The sequence below is a fragment of the Comamonas fluminis genome (genome assembly GCF_019186805.1).
Lineage (GTDB): Bacteria > Pseudomonadota > Gammaproteobacteria > Burkholderiales > Burkholderiaceae_C > Comamonas > Comamonas fluminis.
This window is the reverse complement of sequence record NZ_CP066783.1, coordinates 1,201,065-1,222,897: the sequence shown is the minus strand read 5'-3', so window position 1 is coordinate 1,222,897 and position 21,833 is coordinate 1,201,065. Positions and strand designations below refer to the sequence as shown.

General features: G+C 55.8%; 18 protein-coding genes. 9 read left to right on the top strand and 9 right to left on the bottom strand.

The annotated features are described in order from the left end of the window. Positions 1 to 57: 57 nt before the first annotated feature. From tpiA to rpsO, 4 genes are all read right to left on the bottom strand, one after another. Positions 58 to 804 carry a triose-phosphate isomerase gene (gene tpiA, locus JDW18_RS05920; RefSeq protein ID WP_218242773.1) on the bottom strand — a complete coding sequence of 249 codons (747 nt, stop codon included), beginning with the start codon at positions 802 to 804 and terminating at the stop codon, positions 58 to 60. Next, on the bottom strand, positions 801 to 1,808 hold the full coding sequence (locus tag JDW18_RS05915) for an NAD(P)H-quinone oxidoreductase (protein ID WP_246610292.1): 1,008 nt from the start codon (positions 1,806 to 1,808) through the stop codon (positions 801 to 803). The genes tpiA and JDW18_RS05915 overlap by 4 nt, the downstream gene beginning before the upstream one ends. Positions 1,809 to 1,946: 138 nt before the next feature. Beyond that, the gene (gene pnp, locus JDW18_RS05910; protein WP_218242772.1) at positions 1,947 to 4,193 is read right to left on the bottom strand and encodes a polyribonucleotide nucleotidyltransferase; all 2,247 of its coding nucleotides are present in this window, start codon (positions 4,191 to 4,193) and stop codon (positions 1,947 to 1,949) included. A 217-nt stretch (positions 4,194 to 4,410) separates the two neighbouring features. Then, positions 4,411 to 4,677, bottom strand: a complete 267-nt coding sequence (gene rpsO, locus JDW18_RS05905) for a 30S ribosomal protein S15 (protein WP_158390216.1) — start codon at positions 4,675 to 4,677, stop codon at positions 4,411 to 4,413. A gap of 561 nt (positions 4,678 to 5,238) precedes the next feature. On the opposite strand from rpsO, the gene pilV reads away from it, so the two are divergent. The 8 genes from pilV (at position 5,239) to JDW18_RS05865 (ending at position 16,095) form a co-directional block, all read left to right on the top strand. Then, on the top strand, positions 5,239 to 5,889 hold the full coding sequence (gene pilV, locus JDW18_RS05900) for a type IV pilus modification protein PilV (RefSeq protein WP_218242771.1): 651 nt from the start codon (positions 5,239 to 5,241) through the stop codon (positions 5,887 to 5,889). 50 nt (positions 5,890 to 5,939) lie between these two features. Continuing rightward, complete coding sequence (locus JDW18_RS05895; protein WP_218242770.1) at positions 5,940 to 6,908, top strand: PilW family protein; 969 nt, start codon at positions 5,940 to 5,942, stop codon at positions 6,906 to 6,908. Positions 6,909 to 6,910: 2 nt separating this feature from the next. Further along, positions 6,911 to 7,543 carry a pilus assembly PilX family protein gene (locus JDW18_RS05890; protein WP_218242769.1) on the top strand — a complete coding sequence of 211 codons (633 nt, stop codon included), beginning with the start codon at positions 6,911 to 6,913 and terminating at the stop codon, positions 7,541 to 7,543. Between the two features lie 8 nt (positions 7,544 to 7,551). Next, complete coding sequence (locus JDW18_RS05885; protein WP_218242768.1) at positions 7,552 to 12,000, top strand: pilus assembly protein; 4,449 nt, start codon at positions 7,552 to 7,554, stop codon at positions 11,998 to 12,000. Beyond that, positions 11,997 to 12,530 carry a type IV pilin protein gene (locus JDW18_RS05880; protein ID WP_218242767.1) on the top strand — a complete coding sequence of 178 codons (534 nt, stop codon included), beginning with the start codon at positions 11,997 to 11,999 and terminating at the stop codon, positions 12,528 to 12,530. The genes JDW18_RS05885 and JDW18_RS05880 overlap by 4 nt, the downstream gene beginning before the upstream one ends. Next, on the top strand, positions 12,527 to 13,117 hold the full coding sequence (locus JDW18_RS05875; protein ID WP_218242766.1) for a GspH/FimT family pseudopilin: 591 nt from the start codon (positions 12,527 to 12,529) through the stop codon (positions 13,115 to 13,117). Before JDW18_RS05880 ends, JDW18_RS05875 begins: the two co-directional genes overlap by 4 nt. A 72-nt stretch (positions 13,118 to 13,189) precedes the next feature. Beyond that, positions 13,190 to 14,299 carry a bifunctional diaminohydroxyphosphoribosylaminopyrimidine deaminase/5-amino-6-(5-phosphoribosylamino)uracil reductase RibD gene (ribD, locus tag JDW18_RS05870; RefSeq protein ID WP_218242765.1) on the top strand — a complete coding sequence of 370 codons (1,110 nt, stop codon included), beginning with the start codon at positions 13,190 to 13,192 and terminating at the stop codon, positions 14,297 to 14,299. A gap of 128 nt (positions 14,300 to 14,427) precedes the next feature. Next, positions 14,428 to 16,095 (top strand): phospholipase D-like domain-containing protein, encoded by a 1,668-nt coding sequence (locus tag JDW18_RS05865; RefSeq protein WP_246610503.1) that lies wholly within the window; start codon positions 14,428 to 14,430, stop codon positions 16,093 to 16,095. On the opposite strand, the gene JDW18_RS05860 is transcribed toward JDW18_RS05865, so the two are convergent. Continuing rightward, positions 16,049 to 17,095 (bottom strand): tRNA dihydrouridine synthase, encoded by a 1,047-nt coding sequence (locus JDW18_RS05860; RefSeq protein WP_218242763.1) that lies wholly within the window; start codon positions 17,093 to 17,095, stop codon positions 16,049 to 16,051. The genes JDW18_RS05865 and JDW18_RS05860 overlap by 47 nt on opposite strands. Positions 17,096 to 17,270: 175 nt before the next feature. Here JDW18_RS05860 and JDW18_RS05855 point away from each other — a divergent pair, with 175 nt between their 5' ends. After that, a complete protein-coding gene (locus tag JDW18_RS05855) occupies positions 17,271 to 17,882 on the top strand; it encodes a hypothetical protein (RefSeq protein WP_218242762.1) in 612 nt (203 codons plus the stop codon). Between the two features lie 27 nt (positions 17,883 to 17,909). Here the strand turns inward: JDW18_RS05855 and JDW18_RS05850 are convergent, their stop codons facing one another. From JDW18_RS05850 to JDW18_RS05835, 4 genes are all read right to left on the bottom strand, one after another. Then, the gene (locus tag JDW18_RS05850; RefSeq protein WP_218242761.1) at positions 17,910 to 19,109 is read right to left on the bottom strand and encodes a methyltransferase; all 1,200 of its coding nucleotides are present in this window, start codon (positions 19,107 to 19,109) and stop codon (positions 17,910 to 17,912) included. 25 nt (positions 19,110 to 19,134) lie between these two features. Next, positions 19,135 to 19,659 carry a GNAT family N-acetyltransferase gene (locus tag JDW18_RS05845; protein WP_218242760.1) on the bottom strand — a complete coding sequence of 175 codons (525 nt, stop codon included), beginning with the start codon at positions 19,657 to 19,659 and terminating at the stop codon, positions 19,135 to 19,137. A gap of 268 nt (positions 19,660 to 19,927) precedes the next feature. Next, positions 19,928 to 21,367 carry a coniferyl aldehyde dehydrogenase gene (locus tag JDW18_RS05840; RefSeq protein ID WP_218242759.1) on the bottom strand — a complete coding sequence of 480 codons (1,440 nt, stop codon included), beginning with the start codon at positions 21,365 to 21,367 and terminating at the stop codon, positions 19,928 to 19,930. Between the two features lie 56 nt (positions 21,368 to 21,423). After that, positions 21,424 to 21,786 (bottom strand): hypothetical protein, encoded by a 363-nt coding sequence (locus tag JDW18_RS05835; protein ID WP_218242758.1) that lies wholly within the window; start codon positions 21,784 to 21,786, stop codon positions 21,424 to 21,426. Between the last annotated feature and the right edge of the window lie 47 nt (positions 21,787 to 21,833).

The following is a 21,833-nucleotide window of genomic DNA, read 5'->3' as shown; positions in this document are numbered from 1 at the left end:
TCAAAACCTAGTAATCGTAATCAGGGTGCGCCGCACACCAGGTGCGGCGCAAACGAATTATTGCGCTGCCGCAATAATGGTGAGGAAATCAGGGGCCTTGAGCGCAGCACCACCAATCAGGCCGCCATCAATGTCAGCCTGGGCCAGCAGTTGCTCGGCATTGGCTGCATTCATGCTGCCGCCGTAGAGCAAAGGCACGCGATCCGCCTTTTCCGTCGCCGCAGCCAGCTGGGCGCGCAGCACGGCATGAACTTGCTGAGCCTGCTCTGGCGTTGCCGTCTTGCCGGTACCAATGGCCCAGACGGGTTCATAGGCCACAACCAGTTCGCTCACGCACTGGCCGACTTGCTGAATCACAGCGGCCAGCTGGCGCTTGACCACGGCTTCAGTCTGACCGGCTTCACGCTCTGCCAGAGTCTCGCCCACGCAAACGATGGGTGTGATGCCCTTGGACAATGCAGCCTGCGCCTTGGCAGCCACCACAGCATCGGTTTCGCCGTGATACTGGCGACGCTCGGAGTGACCGACCAGCGCATAGCGCACACCAAACTCCTTGAGCATGGTGGCCGAAATCTCGCCAGTGAATGCACCCTGCTCATGCTGAGACAGATCTTGCGCTCCCACACCGATAGCAGAACCCGCAAGTTCCGCCTGGACTTGAGCCAGATACACCGCAGGTGCAGCCACGGCTACGCCCGCCTTGTTGTCCGCAGGCAGACCCTGCTTGATGGCCTGCAGCAATGCCGCATTGGCAGCCAGGCTGCCGTTCATCTTCCAGTTGCCGACAATGAGTTTTTGCTTCATGTTTCCCAAGTCAAAACGATTTTTCCGGTGTGCTGGCTGGACTCCATCAGCGCATGAGCCTGCGCGGCGTCAGCAGCATCGAATTCACGATAAATGGCTGGGCGCACCTTGCCGGATTCCAGCATGGGCCAGACATTGCGCTTGAGCGCCTGCGCAATCGCAGCCTTGAAGGCCACGGGACGCGGACGCAGCGTAGAACCTGTAATGGTCAGGCGTTTGCGCAGCACAAGGCCCGCGTCAAACTCTGACTTGACACCACCTTGCACGGCGATGATGACCAGTCGGCCATCTGGCGCCAGAGACTGCACTTCACGCGCCACGTAGCTGCCAGCGACCATGTCCAAAATGACATTGACACCTTCGCCGTTGGTGATGCGCTGCACTTCTGCAGCGAAATCCTGCGTCTTGTAGTTGATGGCGTGATCGGCACCGAGCTTGAGACAGTCGTCGCACTTGGCATCGCTGCCAGCCGTCACAATGACTTGCGCGCCCCAGGCCTTGGCCAATTGGATGGCCGTGACACCGATACCGCTGCTGCCGCCTTGCACCAGCAAGGTTTCACCGGGCTGCAAGGCACCACGATCAAACACATTGCTCCAGACCGTGAAAAAGGTCTCAGGCAAGGCCGCCGCCTGCACATCGGTAAAGCCAGCTGGCACAGGCAGGCATTGCGGCACAGGCGCCACGCAATACTGCGCGTAGCCACCGCCCGCCACCAGCGCGCAGACACGGTCACCGAGCTTGAAACCCGCCAGCGCCATGGCCGCCTCATCGCCAGCGATGATGACGCCAGCCACTTCCAGCCCCGGCAGATCCGAAGCTCCAGCAGGTGGCGCGTAGTGGCCTTTGCGCTGCAGCACGTCAGGGCGATTGATACCGCTCGCAGCAACGCGAATCAGCACCTCGCCCTCACCTGCCACAGGCATGGGACGCTCACCCATGCGCAGCACGTCAGGCGCGCCATAGCTGGTGATTTCCACCGCTCGCATTGTGTTGTGTTCCATATCCGGGCTTTGCTTTATCAATGAAATCATGCTCTAACGCTTATTTAATAAACGCTATCAGCTATCAAAACAAGAGTCACACAGAACCTGAAATACACAAAGCGCAAGCCTGCACGATGGCAGGCTTGCGCTCAGGCATTACTGCTGTTGCTGTTGTTGTTGCTCGTCGGCCGCAGCACGGTTCTCGCGGGGCTCGCGGTTTTCACGAGGCTCGCGGTTCTGGCGAGGAGCGCGTTCGCGGTATTCGCGATCACCACGGGGTTCGCGAGGCTCACGCTCGGGCATGCCGGCGGGACGCTCGGTCAGCGCCTTCATGGACAGCTTGACGCGACCCTTGTCGTCGGTTTCCAGAACCTTGACCTTGACCACTTGGCCTTCTTGCAGGTAGTCGGTGACCTTTTCCACGCGCTCGTGAGCGATCTGGCTGATGTGCAGCAGACCGTCCTTGCCGGGCAGCAGGTTCACCAGAGCACCGAAGTCCAGAATCTTGACGATCGGGCCTTCGTAGATCTTGCCGATTTCGACTTCGGCAGTGATCTGCTCGATGCGCAGCTTGGCTGCTTCGGCCTTGGCGCCGTCGGTGGCGGCGATGGTGATGGTGCCGTCTTCCTCGATGTTGATCTGGGTGCCGGTTTCTTCGGTCAGCGCACGGATGGTGGCGCCGCCCTTGCCGATCACGTCACGGATCTTCTCGGGGTTGATCTTCATGGTGTAGAGCTTGGGCGCGAAGGACGAAATTTCGGCCTTGGCTTCGCCCATGGCTTCCTGCATCTTGCCCAGGATGTGCATGCGGGCTTCCTTGGCCTGAGCCAGCGCCACTTGCATGATTTCCTTGGTAATGCCCTGGATCTTGATGTCCATCTGCAGAGCAGTAATACCGTTGGTGGTACCAGCCACCTTGAAGTCCATATCACCCAGGTGATCTTCGTCACCCAGGATGTCGGTCAGCACGGCAAACTTGTTCTCTTCCTTGATCAGGCCCATGGCGATACCGGCCACGTGCGCCTTCATGGGCACGCCAGCGTCCATCATGGACAGGCAGCCGCCGCAGACCGAAGCCATGGACGAGGAGCCGTTGGATTCCGTGATTTCCGACACCACGCGGATGGTGTAGGGGAACTCTTCCTTGGAAGGCAGGCAAGCCACCAGAGCGCGCTTGGCCAGACGACCGTGGCCGATTTCGCGGCGCTTGGTCGAGCCCATGCGGCCCACTTCACCGGTCGCAAAGGGAGGCATGTTGTAGTGGAACAGGAAGCGGTCTTCGTATTCACCAGCCAGTGCGTCGATCTTCTGTGCATCGCGCTCGGTGCCCAGAGTGGAGATCACCAGAGCCTGAGTCTCGCCACGGGTGAACAGCGCCGAGCCGTGAGTGCGGGGCAGCACGGAAGAACGGATTTCGATAGGACGCACGGTGCGGGTGTCGCGGCCATCAATACGGGGCTCACCAGCCAGGATCTGCGAACGCACGATACGAGCTTCGATGTCGAACAGCATGCCTTCGACCTTGACGCCGTCAAACGCCACGCCTTGCTCGGTCAGAGCGGCCTTCACGTCGGCGTAGGCCATGCGGCAAGCCAGCGTACGCACTTGCTTGTTGCGCTCTTGGTAGGCGGCGCGCAGCTTGGCTTCGCCCAACTCGGTCACCTTGGCAATCAGGGCTTCGTCCTTGGCAGGCGCAGTCCAGTCCCATGCGGGCTTGCCGCCTTCACGCACCAGGTCGTGGATGGCGTTGATGGCAATTTGACCTTGCTCGTGGCCGAACACCACAGCGCCCAGCATCACTTCTTCAGGCAGTTGCAGGGCTTCGGATTCCACCATCAGCACGGCGGATTCGGTACCAGCAACGACCAGATCCATCTGCGAATCCTTGCGCTGAGTCTGACCGGGGTTCAGCACATATTCGCCGTTGATGTAACCCACGCGGGCTGCACCGATGGGGCCATTGAAAGGCAGGCCGGACACAGCCAGAGCCGCCGAAGTGGCGATCATGGCGGCGATGTCGGCGTCCACTTCAGGGTTCAACGAGATGGTGTGGATGACCACGTGCACGTCGTTGAAGAAGCCTTCGGGGAACAGAGGACGGATGGGGCGGTCGATCAGACGCGAGGTCAGGGTTTCCAGCTCCGAAGGCTTGGCTTCACGCTTAAAGAAGCTGCCGGGGATCTTGCCTGCGGCGTATGTCTTCTCGATGTAGTCAACCGTCAGCGGGAAGAAGTCCTGCCCAGCCTTGGCGATCTTGGAGCCCACCACAGTGGCCAGCACCACGGTGTCGTCGATATTGACCAGCACGGCACCGGAAGCCTGGCGAGCGATTTCGCCAGTTTCCATGGTCACAGTGTGCTGACCCCATTGGAAAGTCTTGGTAACTTTATTGAACATGGTCATAGAGACTCCTTTATGAATAGCTGGATGCGCACATCCAGCCTTGATTTGGAGTGCAAACAGAACACGATGCCATTCCAGTGCTGCGCTAGGCGCTATCAATATTGCTGCAGCTTGGACAGCATTGGAATGACACAGCTTCGCTCTGTTTTGCGAACTCCGAAGTAAAAAACGCCTGAGCTAGGCAATCTAACTCAGGCGTTTCGATCTTTCACCGTGCTTACTTACGCAGGCCCAGCTTAGCGATCAGTGCGGTGTAACGCTCAGCGTCCTTGGACTTCAGGTAGTCCAGCAGCTTGCGGCGACGGCTCACCATACGCAGCAGACCGCGACGACCGTGGTGGTCCTTGGCGTTAGCCTTGAAGTGGGGAGTCAGTTCGTTGATGCGAGCTGTCAGCAGAGCCACTTGCACTTCGGGGCTACCAGTGTCGTTTTCGGAACGAGCATTGGCCTTGACAACTTCAGCCTTCTTATCGGCAGCGATCATTTTGTTTTCCTTAGGATTTGGCACTCAGCAAGGAGCACCTTGGTTACTTGCGCCAAGACTGGAAAGGCCTCAGCGTGCGTCTTGCACCATGCAAAACCTGTCGATTATAACAAGAGCCTATTTCCCCGCCACTCCCCAAGTCAGAGCACACGCAAACCCATATTGCCAACCCCAAGCACAGGCTGTGCAATGGACTGCCACTCCTTCACCAAGGACCTGCCATGACTCACCAGAAAGCTCACCTCACCCCACGCCTGTGGGCCACTCTGGCCACATCGCTACTGGTCTTGACGCTGGCAACAGACAGCTTGGCCGCACGCAAAGCACATAGCGGCAGAGTCAAAATTCAGAACATCCGCAGCAGTTCAGACGAATCGACTGCGGAGCGTGACCGCAGGCTGTACAGAGAGTGCCAAGGTAGACCGAACTCCGGGGCTTGTGCGGGGTATACGCAAAGGCAACCGAGTAGCAGGCGGTAACTCCAGACTCAATCTGGCTAAACGGTTGAATCCAGGCACTCAGCGGTAGCCTCTATAAAGCCAGGCTCATTAGCATGTTCACATGCTGAAACCCTCGCCAACAAGACGGCCAACGCCTCCTCGCTCCATTCAAAGAGCAAGCAGCCAAGGCTTCACTCTGATTGAGGTCTTGGTCGCCATTATTGTTTTTTCGTTCGGCCTACTTGGGATGGTTGGCATGCAAGCCTTCGCTCTGCAATCCAACCGCGAAGCTCGCCTGCAAAGCGAGGCCACATCGCTTGCCAGAGAACTGGCGGAGATGATGCGCGGCAATCGACAAATCGCCGTCAAACCCACTGCTGCAGCAAACCCTTATCTGGGCACATTTGCAACAGGTAGCCTCAATCTCAGTTCGCCCTCCTACTGCCTCAGCGTCAGCAACGCCAGCACGGGATGCTCATCGACGATTGACATCGCGTCAGCCCAAATGACGGACTGGCTTGCTCGTGTCGACGCCACCCTGCCAAGCGCCCGCGTCTCTGTCTGCCTGGATGCAACGCCTTTTACCAGCGATGGCCTTCCTCAGTGGAACTGCACCCCCACAGGGGCCAACGAAATTATTTACATCAAGATCGGATGGACACAGGCCAGCACCAATAAAACCCTGACCGGCGCCAATGCCCTGGAGCAGACCACCGATACCAGTTCACGACCCGGGCTCATTCTTCCGGTCACCAGCGGGAACAGCCAGTGAACAAAGCATACCGCCCCTCCCTCTCTGCCTTCAGGCAAGGCGGCTTGACCATGGTGGAACTCTTGGTCGCCATGGTCATCGCCTTGCTGATCGCCATCGCGGCAGCAGGAGCATTGTTTGTTGCCAGACAAGGCTTCACCAATGTAGATGCAGCTGCCCAGCTACGCGACAACGCCCGCTTTGCCCAGGACACCTTGCAGCGTGTCGGTGTTCAGGTGGGATTCAAAAGCTTGCAATATGCCGCAACACAGCAGAGCTCAAATGTAGATGGCATTTCCGTATCCGCCCCCAATGTGTTTGGCCTGAACAATGCATCACGAACCAGCGCGAGCACATGGGATGCAGGCACGACTCGCACTGCAAACTCTGTGGGCTACGGCAGCGACATTCTGGTACTGCGCTACCAAACCAACACGACATCAGACAACTCCACTTCTTCGGACGGAACCATGATTGACTGCATGGGAATCGGCTCCACCGCCCCCCCCTCCAGTCGCGACGATCGCATGGTCAGTATTTTGCATGTGGGTGTCGGATCTGATGGCGAGCCTTCGCTCATGTGCTCCCGATCGGCAACAGGCACCGCACCTTATGACACACAGCCGCTGATTCAAGGCGTTGAAAATTTTCAGGTGCTTTATGGCGTTGACGGAATCGCCCCTGGAAACACAACCGTTCCTATCGCAGCGAGCACCGCCGACTCCGTTCCTGAGCGCTACTTGAGGGCCGATCAGATTACAGTCAATGGCAACGATCCCGCCACTTATGCCAACTGGCAACGGGTGCGCAGCATCCGTATAGGCATGGTGCTCCGCTCTTCAGTTGGTACGGCCATTGATAAAAGCAGCCAAACTTTTTACCCGCTGGGAGCCGCCAAATCTGCCGCTACCGCAGCAATTGGCAGCGCATTTGCTTCCACCTCAGATCCCGGTACGACCTTCACCCCAACAGTAGACGGCCGCCTGCGTCAAGTCGTCACTTTCACGATCCACCTGCGCAATTACCAGGGAGATCTGTAGTCATGAAATATTGTGATTTTTCGATCCATTTAAATAAAAGCTCCTATCAACAGGGAGCCTCACTTATTGTTGTTCTACTCATACTTGTCATTGCCTCAATTCTCGGCGTAAGCGCAATACAAATATCCATGATGGCTGAAAAAAGCGCCAGAAATGACAGAGATTATCAAATTGCTTGGCAAGCTGGAGAAGCTGCCCTGGTTGATGCAGAATTTGATATAGAAGGGATGCCGGCAAGCTCAACCAACAAGAGAAACTCAATATTTACCATTGGAAAAACCGATATAAATAAATTTATCCAAAATTGTGGCAACAGTTCCACATCCATTGGTCTATGCGCACTCAATTTGTCTGGAAAGCCAGCTTGGTTAACTGTTGATTTCACAGACACAAGCAATAGTGCATCAACTACGGCTTTTGGAACCTATACAGGACGAGCATTTCCTGCGGGTGGCGCAGGCACACAACCCGCAAGATCTCCAAGATATGTGATTGAAGCCATCTTAGATCCTGGTAGCAGCCCCAGAACTCGCAACCCATCCGAAAACCCAAAATATATATACCGCGTTACAGCAATGGGATTTGGCCCCAACCCTCAAACCCAGGCAGTTGTACAAATGCTTTATCGAAATTAATTAATATCATGAAAATATTTAATTTATTTAGCCTAAAGCAAGAGCATATAAAAAAAATTACTAATGGGAAAACTTTGGCCCCAAAAAAATTAAGTACATGGCTAGCCTGTACAGCTGTGCTGCCCATTGCAGCCATCGCCCTCTTAGTATACGGTCAAGCTTCCCCACCGAATATTCCTGCAGTTGCACTAGCAAATGAGCCGCTATATGCAGCAGCCACTATCGACAAGCCAGCCATGGCATTAGCATTATCGGTTGAATACCCAACAGTTGGTGCGCAATATGTCTCAAGAGGATCCAATGATGCTGTCAACAATTACAGTAACACTGATGAGTATCTCGGCTACTATGATGCAGAAAGCTGCTATAGCTATAACAACAACCCCAGCGAAACAGTGGCCACGGGCAAAACACTAGCAGATTACAAACGATTTGACAGAACTGGGCCAGCAACATCGCGCAAATGCGAAAACGCCTTCAGTGGTAATTTTTTAAACTGGTCCAGCAGTTCAGCGATTGATATGCTTCGACTGGCACTGTCAGGAGGCGACCGCTACATTGATAGCCCGACTCTAACTATTTTACAACGTGCAGTTATCCCTAATGGAGACCCCGTATGCATGTGGAATACCGGCAATTTCCCAGCCAAACAACTTCTGAGAAACAACGGGGATTATTTTGGAGCCGTCCCTACTGCAATGAGAACAGCAGCAGGCACCAATAGCATTTTTGTTGGCAACACATTAAATAGAATTTATTTCAAAGCAGGCAACAGCTCCTCTGGTACCTGCAATCAAATATTCGACTATACGCTTGGTGGACCAAGTCTGTCGAACATACAAAAAGGACCGCAAGTTTCATTCAGCGGAAATCTTCCAAGCAATATGCTTGAACTGGGTGTAGAAAATGATACTTATTACTTCACGGGAACAAAAGAAGTTTGGTATGGCACCGACACACGTTGGACAGTATTGCCAGCCAACGGCGGCATTGACTGCTACTATTCTGGCGCCGGGTCCCCTAAAGGAGGGATTTCAGACCCTGCCTCTGGCACCCTCAAAAGATGTTATGTAAGAAGCTATTCTGGCTTATGGCAACCGACCTCATCTTCAGCCCCAAATACACTCAATAGCGATGGCTACTTCTATTCCAGAGTTCAAGTATGCAATTCGACCAATGGAGTCCTTCAAGACAATAGAGATTACAATCTTTGCCGCCAATACCCGAATGGAAATTATAAACCAACAGGCGTAATTCAAAAATATAGCGATCAACTACGCCTAGCTGCCTTTGGGTATTTGATGGATCAAACTGCCAGCTACAATAATGGACGTTATGGTGGCGTACTCAGAGCACCAATGAAATATGTAGGAACAAAAACCTACAACGAAAATGGTCAAGATAATACACCGACTGGTGGCAACCCTAAAGCCGAGTGGAATTCCAATACAGGTGTTTTTATTGACAACCCAGAAAATGACTCTATGCAAATAAGCGGCGTCATTAACTATCTTAATAAATTTGGAAGAACAGGCCCCACTCCTGGCAGATATAAATATTATGATCCTGTTGGAGAAATGTATTACCAAAATCTTCGCTATTTGCAAGGACTTCCACCCACCAATGATGCCATTAGCGGCTTAACTGATGTCTTAAAGGATGGTTTCCCAGTGTATACAACATGGGAAGACCCATATGGCGGAACCAGAAGTGACACATCCGACTACTCTTGCCTCAAAAGCAATATTGTCGTTATTGGCGATGTCAATACTCATGATGGAAACTGGAGAAATATTCCCACGACTGACAACAAATCTGGCAATGTCCCTGACTTCAGAACATGGCACAGCCTCGTTCAAAATTTTGAAAAAGGTATTTCCACGAACTATTTGGATGGACAGGGGGTAACTCGATCCAGCAGCAACCCAAATGCGGCCAACAACAATGTTCCTTCAAGCACTCAAACCAGCCAAATTATGGGATATGCCTATTGGGCACATACTCATGATATTCGAGGAGTCGACTGGACAGTAGATGTCGGAACAAAAAAACGCCCAGGCCTTCGCGTAAAAACCTATCTCTTTGACGTGAATGAGAATGGATCATCTAATGATGATACATATCGAAAAACAAAAAATCAGTTTTTCATGGCTTCAAAATATGGAGGCTTTGAAAGCGATCCATCCAATCAGAGCAGACGCCCCTATAATACATGGGGCAATCCATTTAAACAACAAGATGCAATAAACAACAATAATGTTTGGCAAAAGTTGACTGATCCAGGCGAGGCATCAACCTATTATCTCCAAAGCAAGGCGCGAGGTGTATTGAGTGCCTTTGATGAAATTTTTAGCCGAGCGGCCACTGCAGCGAATAGCATTGCAGGTGTTTCAACATCATCCAGCGTTATTTCAAGCACCACAGGAGCAGTTCTTTATTCTGCGAAATTTGACACCAGCAACTGGAGTGGTGATGTTCAGGCCATTCCTGTCAGCACAGACACCAGCAATGCACTGACAACATCTGCTCCTTTATGGAGTGCATCTGCTCAACTCAATGTAATGACATCACCTGCCTCCAATAGAAATATTGTTGTTGGCTCTACTGGTTCGGCCTCCAATCCAGCCGCTACCAACTTTACATGGGATGCCATCAGCACGCAATTGAAGTCTGACTTAGGAAAGTTAAATCCCACGGCAACCGGAGATACAAGAGGACAGCAACGCTTAAATTACATTCGTGGTGACCGATCTCTCGAAGGTAATCCATTCCGGGTGCGCAGCAGCTTACTTGGTGATATTGTAAATTCAAATGTTGTTTATTCAGGAGCTGCTACTGGAGCATTCACAGGAACTGCTTATACCGCTTTTAACGATCAATATAAAAATCGTACCCCAAGTGTCTTTGTTGGAGCGAATGATGGCATGCTGCATTCATTCAACGCTAATAACGGCAATGAACTATTTGCATATATCCCAAGCTGGTTGGGCTCCAAACTTGCAGCATTAACAGACACCAGCTTCATCAACAACCATAAAAATTATGTAGATGGGCCGTTGACAATTGGAGAGGCTCAAGTAGCCAACAACGGCACTGCCTCTGATTGGAAAACTGTCTTGACCGGAGGCACTGGTGGTGGTGGTTCTGGTATTTTCGCCTTGGATGTTAGTAACCCAGCGAGTTTCTCAGCCAGTAATGTGATGTGGGAATTCACACGATCTGATGACGCAGACCTTGGTCAAATTATTGGTAAACCACAAATTTTGAAATTCAAAACCAGCGGCGACGCTGCAACTTCCACATACCGCTGGTTTGTGGTGGTTGGTAGCGGTGTGAATAATTATGTTCCAGAATCAGCCAATGGTCCATTCAGCAGCACTGGAAACCCAGCAATCTTCTTGTTGGCACTTGATAAAGCTCTAGGCTCCGCATGGGCATTAGGGACGAACTATTTTAAAGTCTCACTACCAGCAGATTCAAATTTAAAACCGACAATAGCAACTGGTGTTGCCAATTTCTCTGCACTGTACGGGAGCCAAGGAGAGGTTACGGATATCTATGCTGGTGATTTTTATGGAAATTTGTGGAAGCTTCGCTTTCAAAACAAGGCAACAACTGCTTGGGACTTAAACAACCTTTCCGACATCCGACGCGGAAGTGGCACATCTACATCAGCAGCACCACTATATATTGCTCGCGATGGCAGCACGACACCCAAGGCCCAAGCCATTACTGCTGCACCAACCCTATTCACAGGGCCACTGGTTTCTGGTGTTGAGACTTTTTACGTCTCATTTGGGACGGGAAAGTATATTGAACCATCAGACAACATCTCCACAACAACGAATAGTTTTTACGTTATATTTGATAACAATTCCACTGCAATAGACACATCAACAGCAACAGATGGGGCTATTGCAGGAAGAAGCAGACTTGTGCAAGCAACGGTAGATACCTCCAAAAAAACTATTACTGTCCCTGCTTTCAAATGGGGTAGAGCCTCTTCTGCTACAGATACTTCAAAACGTTCAGGCTGGTACTTTGATTTTCCTGCTTCTGGCGAAAAGCTTATTGGCAACATTGTTGACCTTGAGCTTCTGAATGGCTCATTCAACACTGTCATTCCGGGCTCATCTGGTGCAACAGCTGACAGTTGTGCGGCCAATCAAGGTAGTAGCAATGCATATATTTTCAATGCCAGCACTGGTACTGCGCAGTATGTTCAATCCACGGTCGGGATTCAAGGGCCACCAGTGTTCTTCGCGAATTCAGCGGAAACCCAGGTTTCACAAAGCGACAGCACAGGCAGACGAACCCGCATCACTACCAAACGCGGATTGAGTGTTGGTCAGTCAGGAATCACCTCTAGCGGTCAATCTATTCAGATTTCTGAAGCCATTGGACGCCTTAGCTGGCGTCAGATTCAAAGTTACCAAGATATGAAGAATGCACCATGAATATCAATACCCATAAAAATCCAAAAATCTCTGGTTTCACCTTGCTGGAATTGATGATTGTGGTTGCCATCATCGGCATCATTGCTGCCATTGCCTACCCTTCATATACAGAGTCGGTTTTGAAAGGAAAGCGAGCCCAGGCTCGCTCCGCCCTGATCGAGCTTTTGCAGCAAGAGGAGCGCTATATGACGCAGCGCAATTGCTATCTCGGGTTTACGACAAACAGTGCAGGTGTTGCGTCAGCATCTACTCCCTCGCCAGCGACAGCCTGCGGAGGTGTGACAGCTTCAAACGTACCATTTAAGACTTTTGCAGGCGAGAACATCAGCAATGCTAGTCACCTGCTTTCCGCAAGCACCTGTGCAGGCTCTACCAGCGGGAGCACGCTCTCCATTGCGAATTGCGTGCGCGTGACTGCCACTCCCATCGGCGCAGATCCGAAAGCAGGCAACCTGGAGATGACCAGCACAGGGGTCAAGAGCTGTACCGGAACCGCATCTGGCACCAACCCAAGGCTGTGCTGGCCATGAGTAATCAAAGCGCTTTCTCCAAAGGCTTCACGCTGATCGAGTTGATGGTGGTCATTGCGGTACTTGCTGTACTGCTCTCAATTGCCACCCCCAGCTTTACGGCTTTTCAGCGTAATTCTGAGCTAACCAGCCTCGCCAACAAGCTAGTCGGCTCCATCAATGCTGCGCGAGGCGAAGCCATGAAGACAGGTCGAAGCGCCTTTGTGGTTCCAGCCAATGGCACGACCTGGAGCAGTGGCTGGAATGTCTATGTCGATATGAACGCTGACAACGCCTATACCGAAGGTGTCGACACACTTGTGCAGACACAGCCCGCTGTTGCCAGCTTTATCTCTGTCAGTGCCAATGGCAATGCGGCAAGCTCAAGTCCATACATCAGTTTTGATAGCGCCGGATATGCTCGCACTGTCGTCGTCTCAGGGATTGCAACCGGCCCCGCCAATCTCGCATTGACCATACAGCGCAATGACGTTGCCGCCGCAAGCAGCGGTGAACAAACTCGACTGGTCATCGTCGCCCGCACTGGACGCATCAGGGCATGCAAGCCCTCGAGTGACAGCAGTTGCATCGCCACCGCTGGCGGCTGAGTTTTCCGGCCCAAACCATTCAGAAAATATCCGGCCGCAGAGCCTTGTTCATTGCGATTAGTATTGGGCGTAATGAACGACCATGCCCATTTCATGAACAAAGCGCTTGAGCAGGCTGCTCAGGCGCTTTTTCTTTCCTCTCCTAACCCACGCGTTGGCTGCGTGATCGTTAACAGCGCTGACCAGATCATCGGCCAGGGTTTCACTCAGCAAGCTGGCGGCCCGCACGCCGAGGTGATGGCGCTGCGCGATGCAGCCGCCAAGGGCAATGATGTGCACGGCGCTACGGCTTATGTGACGCTGGAGCCTTGCTCGCATCAAGGGCGCACAGGGCCTTGCTGCGATGCCTTGGTTGCAGCGGGCATTGGCAAGGTGGTTGGCGCATTGACCGACCCCAACCCGCAAGTAGCCGGACGTGGTTTTGAGCGACTCAAAGCAGCAGGCGTTACCGTGGAAGTTAGCCCAGGCGCCGCTGAATCGCGCGAGCTCAATATTGGCTTTTTCAGCCGCATGGTGCGCGGAACGCCGTGGGTGCGCATGAAGGCGGCCAGCTCGCTCGATGGAGTGACCGCTCTGCACAACGGCCAAAGTCAGTGGATTACCTCCCCCGAAGCGCGTGCCGACGGGCATGGCTGGCGCGCACGCGCCTGCACGATTCTCACGGGCATTGGCACGGTGCTGGAAGACAACCCGCGCATGAATGTGCGTGGCCTTGATACACCGCGCCAGCCCCGTATTGCCGTGGTGGACAGCAAGCTGGATATGCCGCTGGATGCTCATGTTTTGAAAGCACCTAGCGGCTGTCTTATCTACACCTGCAGCCAGAATCAATCCAGGATTGAGCCACTACAAGCGCTAGGCGCTACGGTTATTCATATGCCCAATGCAGCGGGAAAGGTTGATCTGACCAGCATGCTGCGCGAACTGGCCCAGCGCGGTACGAACGAATTGCATGTAGAGGCGGGCTTCAAACTCAATGGCTCGCTGATTCGTGAAGGCTTGGTCGATGAGTTTCTTTTCTATCAAGCCCCAAAGCTGCTGGGCACCGGCGCCATGGGCATTGCCAACTTTGGCCCGCTTGAGCAGCTTGGCGAAGGCGTTCAGCTTGAGCTGCAGAATGTGGCGCGCATAGGCCCTGATCTGCGCATCGTGGCCAGAGTGCAAGGGCGATCGGCGTTTTAAGCCTTTCAAGCCCGGTGTGGCCGGGCACTGTCTGACAGCTTACCTTTACGTTCATAGGTTACAAATCAGACATGCCGCCCCCGCCCTCGTCCTCATTCAAGACCCGCATCGCGGGCCGCTCACGCCACATGCTAGGCCTGTGGCTTGCAAGCTTCACCTTGCTGTTGGCGGGCTGCGCGGCACCGCTACCCAAAAACGTGGAGCGACCTGTTTCTGCGGCACTTGCCAAACCACAGGAAACGCGCCTGGGCGCACTGGTGAGCAAAGCCAGACCCGCCAAAGCTGCCCCTGGCACATCTGCGTTTGTGCTGATGTCTGGCCCGCAGCATGCCTACAGCAGCCGCCTGGCGCTGGTTCAGGGCGCGCAGAAAACACTGGACCTGCAGTACTACGCGATTCATGCGGACCACAGTACCGAACAACTATTGCGCGCCATTGTGAAAGCCGCACAGCGTGGTGTGCGGGTGCGGGTGTTGCTGGACGACTTTCACAGCACAGGCCCTGATGCACAGGTCATGCGCCTGGCTTTTGTGCCCAATGTGGAAATGCGCATGTTCAACCCGCTGGCGGGTTCGCGTGGCTCCAGCCTGGGGCGTGCCTGGAGCATATTGACGGACTTTCAGCGCGCCCAGCAGCGCATGCACAACAAGCTGTTTGTGGCTGATAACGCCATGGGCGTAATGGGCGGGCGCAATCTGGGCGACGCCTATTTCGACGCATCGAATGATGGCAACTTTGTGGATGTCGATGTGCTGGCAGCCGGCCCTGTGGTCAAAGACCTGTCGCGCAGCTTTGACAGCTACTGGAACAATGTGCGCGCCTATCCCGTGCAGTCCTTGATCAGCGAAGATGAGTTGCTGAAGCTTCGCACTCAATTCGAGCGAGAAGATGCCCAGCCACACAAGCCGGCAGACGCCCAGGACGCCCAAAGTCAGAAAGACCAGGCCCTGGATTTGCAAAAGCTCCCGTGGATCTGGGCGCAGGCCATGGTGCTGGCCGACAGCCCTGCAAAAATTCCCACGGAAAGCGATGAAAGCGGCGGCGAACACGCTGCAGGCAGTGCAGGCGTCATACCTCTGCACTCGCATGCCAGCGTCAACAACCAGGCCAGTGCCTTGGCCGGTGCAGCCCCTGTTGTGCATGCAGACTCGGTGGTAGATGGGCTGCTGGCACTCATCAAAACCTCTCAGCACGACTTGCTGGTGGTTTCGCCCTACTTTGTGCCCGGCACAGAAATCATGCAGGCGTTTCGGGCCGCACGTGACCGCGGCGTGCGTATCCGCATCCTGACCAACTCACTGGCATCCAACGATGCACCACTGGCCCATGCAGGCTATGCACGCCACCGCAAAACGCTGCTGCAGATGGGCATTGAACTGCATGAAATGCGCAGCGAAGCCGCCAATGTGCGCTCCGCCCTTCGTGCGGGCAGCACAGGTTCCAGCGGCAGCAGCGGGGGGGCCTCACGGGCCATGCTGCACTCCAAGCTGCTGGTGATTGACGGGCGCCTGGTTGTCATCGGCTCCATGAATCTGGACATGCGCTCTCAACTGCAGAACACCGAGATTGCCGTGCTGATTGCCAGCCGCACCTTCAGCAAACTGGCCACCAGCAGCATTGACGAGAGCCTGCCTGAAAACAGCTGGAGAGTTCAGCTGGACCCCAGTGGCAAACTGGTCTGGCGCGCCCCGCAGGACAGCGGTCTGAGCGACGCGCGCACCGAGCCCGATGCCAGCCTGCCCCTGCGCCTTATGCTGCAGCTGATTGGGCCTCTGGCACCAGACAGTCTGCTGTAGAGCGCTCTGACTGCGGCCAGTGCCACTCCTGCTGCAAATCACGCTTGGGCAAGGCCGCCACCCAATCGCTGATGGCGCGCTGATCGGTTTGCGTGCGCACTTCCTGATAGGCGACCTCCGCCTGCGGAAAACGCCTGCGCATCAGGTTCAGCCACTGCTTGAGGCGCCCAGCCCGCTGGCGCGGCTCCAGATCCTCGCAAACCATCTCCCAAAAGCGTTGCACCTGCGGCACCAGCTGCAGCCAGTCAATGCCTGCACCCTGACTGCTCACCCCCTGCTCCACCGCAGCGCGCACCGCCAGTGCCAGCCCCGGGTCAGCCACAATGCCACGCCCCAGCATCAAGTCGTCACAGCCCGAAACCTCACGACAGCGCAGTGCCTCTTCCACCGTCCAGATTTCGCCATTGGCCACCACATTCACGCCCACGGCTTCACGAATGCGCGGAATTTCTTCCCAGTACGCAGGCGGCCGATAGCCATCCAGCTTGGTGCGGGCATGCACCACGATTTCGCAGGCACCGCCCTGCTCCATGGCCTGGGCGCACTCGGTCATCAGCAGGCGGTCATTGAAGCCCAGGCGCATCTTGGCCGATACCGGCAAATGCGCTGGCACAGCCTTGCGCACCGCCTCCACCACGCGGGCAATCTGTGCCGGGTCCTGCAGCAGCGAAGCGCCACCGCCGTGGCGGTTGACCACCTTGGCAGGGCAGCCGAAATTGATGTCAATGCCTTCCGGGCCCAGCCGTGCCAGATTGGCGGCGTTCTCGGCCATGCTGACAGGGTCAGACCCCAGCAACTGCGCCCGCACAGGCACACCGGCCAGCGTCTTGCTGCCATTGCGTAGCTCGGGCATGGTGCGCAGATAGACCTTGTCCGGCAGCAGCGTGCCGCTGATGCGAATGAACTCGGAGACACAGTGATCCGCACCACCGACACGGGTCAGCACGTCGCGCAGCACAAAATCCAGCAGCCCCTCCATGGGCGCAAGCAGCAGTCTCATTTCAAATACATATAAAAATAGCCCCAAGCGCTTATTCATCAAGCGCTAGCAGCTATTGATTCAGAAGTAGCCAGCGGCCCCGCAAGCCCAATGCTCGGGCATTCACATGTCTGTCACAGAGGCAGGGTGCAATAGCGCAGATAACAATATTTCACACACATTGCGACTGAGTTTCATGCTTCTGCAAAAAACCGCCAAAGCCCTTGAAGAACTGCAGCCTGGCTCGCGCCAACTGCCGCAGCGCGCACGCTCGGTGCTTCTGATGGCGGGCGGCAAAAGCCTGGACGATCTGCAGCGCATGCTGGGTAGCGATCATGCCGAACTGGCACGGCAATTGGTGGAGCAAGGTTATCTGCAGTTGCAGACCGCTCCGCCTGTGGCGCCGGCAGCCTTGGCGCCATCTGCGCAGGTGCCAATCGCCCCGCTCAAGGCAGCCCCTGAAGCAAGCCCCGTGGCAAGCCCTCAGGTCAATGACTCAGAACCCGCCCGACCCAGCACCAGCATCAACATGGCTGGCACCCGCATGTATCTGTTCGATATGTGTGAGCGCCTGTTTGCCAACCGCCATGAGGAACTGGCCCAGCAACTACGCACCCAGCTTCGGGAAGCCAGAGATCTGGCAGCGCTGAGAGAGGCCGGCCTGATGCTGCTGGAAGCCGTGCAAAAGCACGCTGGCCAAGACCGCGCCGAATCGCTGCGCGAGCGGCTTTCGGCGCTGCTAGCACAGCCGCCCAGCACAGAGCCCACTGCAATTACAGAAAACGAAATGGAAGCCAGCCTAGCTTAAGCTTTACGGCCACCAAGCTGCTGGCTATCAGGCAGCAGCCAGACGCCAGAGCGAAGTCACTTCCGCAGCGCGTGCAGCGTGCAGCGGGTCTTGCTCATCCTGCACCTTGGCATGGTGCGGGCGAGTTTCTTCACGGCCCAGCACCTTCAGGCCTGCAGCAGCAATCCAGCCCTGCAGCTCTTCGCGGCTGCGCAGATTCAGGTGTTCGGCCAGATCGGAAACAATCAGCCAGCCTTCGCCACCAGGCAGCAAATGTGCTGCCAGCCCCTGCAAAAAGCCGCGCAGCATGCGGCTGTCTTCGTCATAAATGGCGTGATCCAGCAGCGATGCCACCTTGCCCGGCAGCCAGGGCGGGTTGCAGACGATCAGGCCCGCCTGCCCTTCGGGGAACAGATCCGCATGCTGCAACTGCACCTGAGCCTTATGACCGAGTCGCTGCAGGTTTTCGCCTGCGCAGGCCAGAGCACGTTCGCTTGTATCGGTCGCAACCACGGACTTGACGCCGCGCTTGAGCAGCAGAGCCGACAGCACACCCGTGCCCACACCGATGTCCCATGCCTGCTGCACGCCAGCAGCGGGCAGGGGCGCCCAGGCAACCAGTTCCAGATACTCGCCACGCACAGGCGAGAAAACGCCGTAGTGGGCATGAATGCGGGCGCCATCCAGCGCGGCAATCTCCACGCCTTTTTTGCGCCATTCGTGTGCGCCAACCACGCCCAGCAGGTCACGCAGCGGAACCAGCACCGTGCAGGCTTGGCCTTGCACGGGTACTGCGCCCCAGCTTTCACTGCAGGCCTGACGCCAGTCGGGCGCACGGCGCAGTTCGCAATGCCACTGCGCATCCAGCTCAATCAGAATGCTGGCCAGCATGCGCGCACGCTGCGCCTGAGATTGGCGGTACAGGTGAAACGCGTGGGGAAATTCCGTCTTGGCGGGCGACTTGCGGCTGGACTTCTTATCCAGCCTGCGGCCCAGCGCCAGCAGCAGCTGGCGGGCGTTCTGGAAATCGCCCCGCCACAGCAGCGACGCACCTTCGCTGATATGGCGAAACGCCGTATCTGCGGGCATGGTGTCGTCGGCAAGCTCTATGCGACGGGGTTTGGGCAAGCTGCTTTCGGTGCGCCACAAGGCCTGCTGGACCTTGTCTTCGTTCTGCCATTGCAGCAGTTCGAAAGCAGTTGCGGGAGCGGTGACTGAGGCCGCGACATTGTTACTAGGGGTCTTCACGGCCTGTCTTTCAAAGCAACGGCAATCAGCCGTTCAGTGGGCGCTTGACGCGCACTTCTTCAATCTTGATGCTGCCAATCACAGCCGTCTTGGCCGTGGACATTTCACGCTTGAAGCCTGCCATTTCATGGAAACGCAGAGCGCGCTCGTTGCGCAGTGGAATCCAGGCTGTCACATTGGTGCAGCCTTCTTCCAGCAGACCGTCGCGGGCAGCGTCCCACAGGGCAACGCCAACGCCTTGGCTCCAGTGAGAAGGAGCTGCGTAGATAGCCCAAATCTCGCCAGTGGTCTGACGGGACTTTTCGTCACGCGAACGGTCAAAGCCGACAAAGCCCACGATCTTGTCGCCATCAATGGCGACCTGAACCTGAGGCTCACAGTATTCAATAGCTTCGCGCCAGTAAGCCTGACGCTTTTCAACCGAGGACATGGCCTTCAGTTGATCATCGGGAACCAGACCTCGATAAGCCTCCAGTGCGGAAGCAGTATGGATCTGGGCAATCGCTTTTGCATCGCGAAGAGTAGCGGGACGGACCTGGATACTAGACATGGAAAAACCGGAGCAGAAACATGTAAGAATAGAAAGGGCGTAATTGTCTACGTATTCAAAGATTTAGCACGCGGCACACTTGTTAGCCATGTGCTCAACTACGGCTGTTCGCTATTTCTTGCCCTATGGCAAGCTATGTGCTATGCGCTCTCCAAACTAGAGCAGAAAGCCCGCATTGATCTTGGGTTTGCGCATTATTTGATACCAAACGTATTGCGCGAAAATCGTCTCAACTGACGATAAAGCCATTCATGGCTCTCGCTGGCCTTCAGAACCAGCGACGCATAAAGCCCATCACCCGGTCAAACTTTTCACCGAATGGCGGGTACAGCAACGAAGTCGCCGCCCAGCGAGACTGCACAAAGACCGCCTTCTGGTGCACAAAGCGCAAAAAGCCCTGCTCTGAGTGATAGGCGCCCCAGCCGCTGTCGCCCACGCCGCCAAACGGCAGATTGTCGTGGGCCACATGCAGCAAGGTGTCGTTCACGCACACACCACCGCTGACGGTACGCGTCAGCACGGCATCACGCTCGGCCTCATCATTGCCAAACCAGTACAGCGCCAGCGGGCGTGGGCTGGCGTTGATGGCGTTGATGACGTCTTCAATGCGCTCGTACGAGATCACAGGCAGGATGGGGCCAAAGATTTCCTCCTGCATCAACTGCATCTCGCCCGTGGTACCAAAGACCAGCGCAGGCGCCAGTTGACGCTCTACCGCCTCACCCCATGCGGTGCTGTCGCCCTCGGCTGCCGGGGCTGCGGCCTCATGCATCCAGTGCACCTGTGCGCCCAGGCTTTGCGCCTGGCGCAGCATCTGCTTGAGCCGGGCCAGATGCCGCTTGCTGATGATGGCGGTGTAGTCAGGGTTGCCAGATATGCGCGGGTAGAGCTTTTGCACCGCTGCCTTGAAGGCCTCAGCAAAGGCCTGCTCCATGCCGCGTGGCAGCAGCACATAGTCTGGCGCGATGCAGGTCTGGCCCGCATTGACCAACTTGCCATAGGCCACTTTCAGCGCCACGGCCTCGATATCGCAGTCCTGCGCAATGATGCAGGGCGACTTCCCGCCCAGTTCCAGCGTGGTGGGAGTCAGGTGCGCCGCGGCAGCCTGGGCCACACGCCGGCCAACCGCCGTGGAGCCAGTGAACAGCAGATGATCGAACTGCAGCCCCGAAAACTGCGTGGCCACGCCCACATCGCCTTCAATCACGCAAAACTCTTCAGGTGCAAAGAACTGATCCACCAACTCCGCCAGCTTGGCCGAGGTATGCGGCGTCAGCTCGCTTGGCTTGAGCATGACGCGGTTGCCCGCAGCCAGAGCGGTAATGACAGGGGCCAGAGACAGCTGAATCGGGTAGTTCCAGGGCGATATCACCCCGATCACCCCCAGCGGCTGGCGCTCTACCCAGGCCTTGCCCGGCTGCAGCATCAGCGGCGTGCGCACGCGCTGGCGCCTGGACCATTGCCCCAGATGCCTGAGCGTGTGCTTGAGCATGTTTCGCACCAGCATCAGGTCCAGCATGTCGGTCCAGCGCTCGGAACGCACGCCAAAGTCCTGCTGCACTGCCTGACACAGCGATTCGGCGTTTTCGTCCAGCATCTTTTGCAGACGCAGCAGACGCTCGCGGCGCACCAGCACGGGCACATCAACCTGCGCGCGGCTGGCTTGGTATTGCAAGTCAAAAATGCGGTGCAAGTCCATGTAGTTCATGCCTGTTTTCAAACCCTCAGTTCACGTCTTGTTTTCAATCTCACCCGGCCCAGTCTTCAAGGCGCAGCGTCCAGTGGCATGCCGTCTGCACCAAACACAATGCCGCGCTCCTCCAGCTTCTCTCGCGCCGCATGGTGCACCACGCCGCGCCTGGGCAGCCGCGGCTCCAGCAGGCGCCGCAGCGTGGCTTCACTCACATTGGCATTGCGAATGACTTCGATACGCACGCCCCAGAATCTGTCATCGGCAAAGCGGTCCAGAATTGCGGCATCCGCATCAGGGTTCATCGCCGCTGTTGCGCGAATGGCCTGATTCGGATCGGTCAGAAACGGCTCCAGCTCCTGCGCATTGGCCGCGCCACAGGCTGCAATGTATCGGCGCTCTTCTGCGGCCTTCTGTTCGGGTGTCTTTTTAGCCATTGTGCCCTCGAAGAATTGGAATTCACCTCTGCCGCAATGGCGTTGAA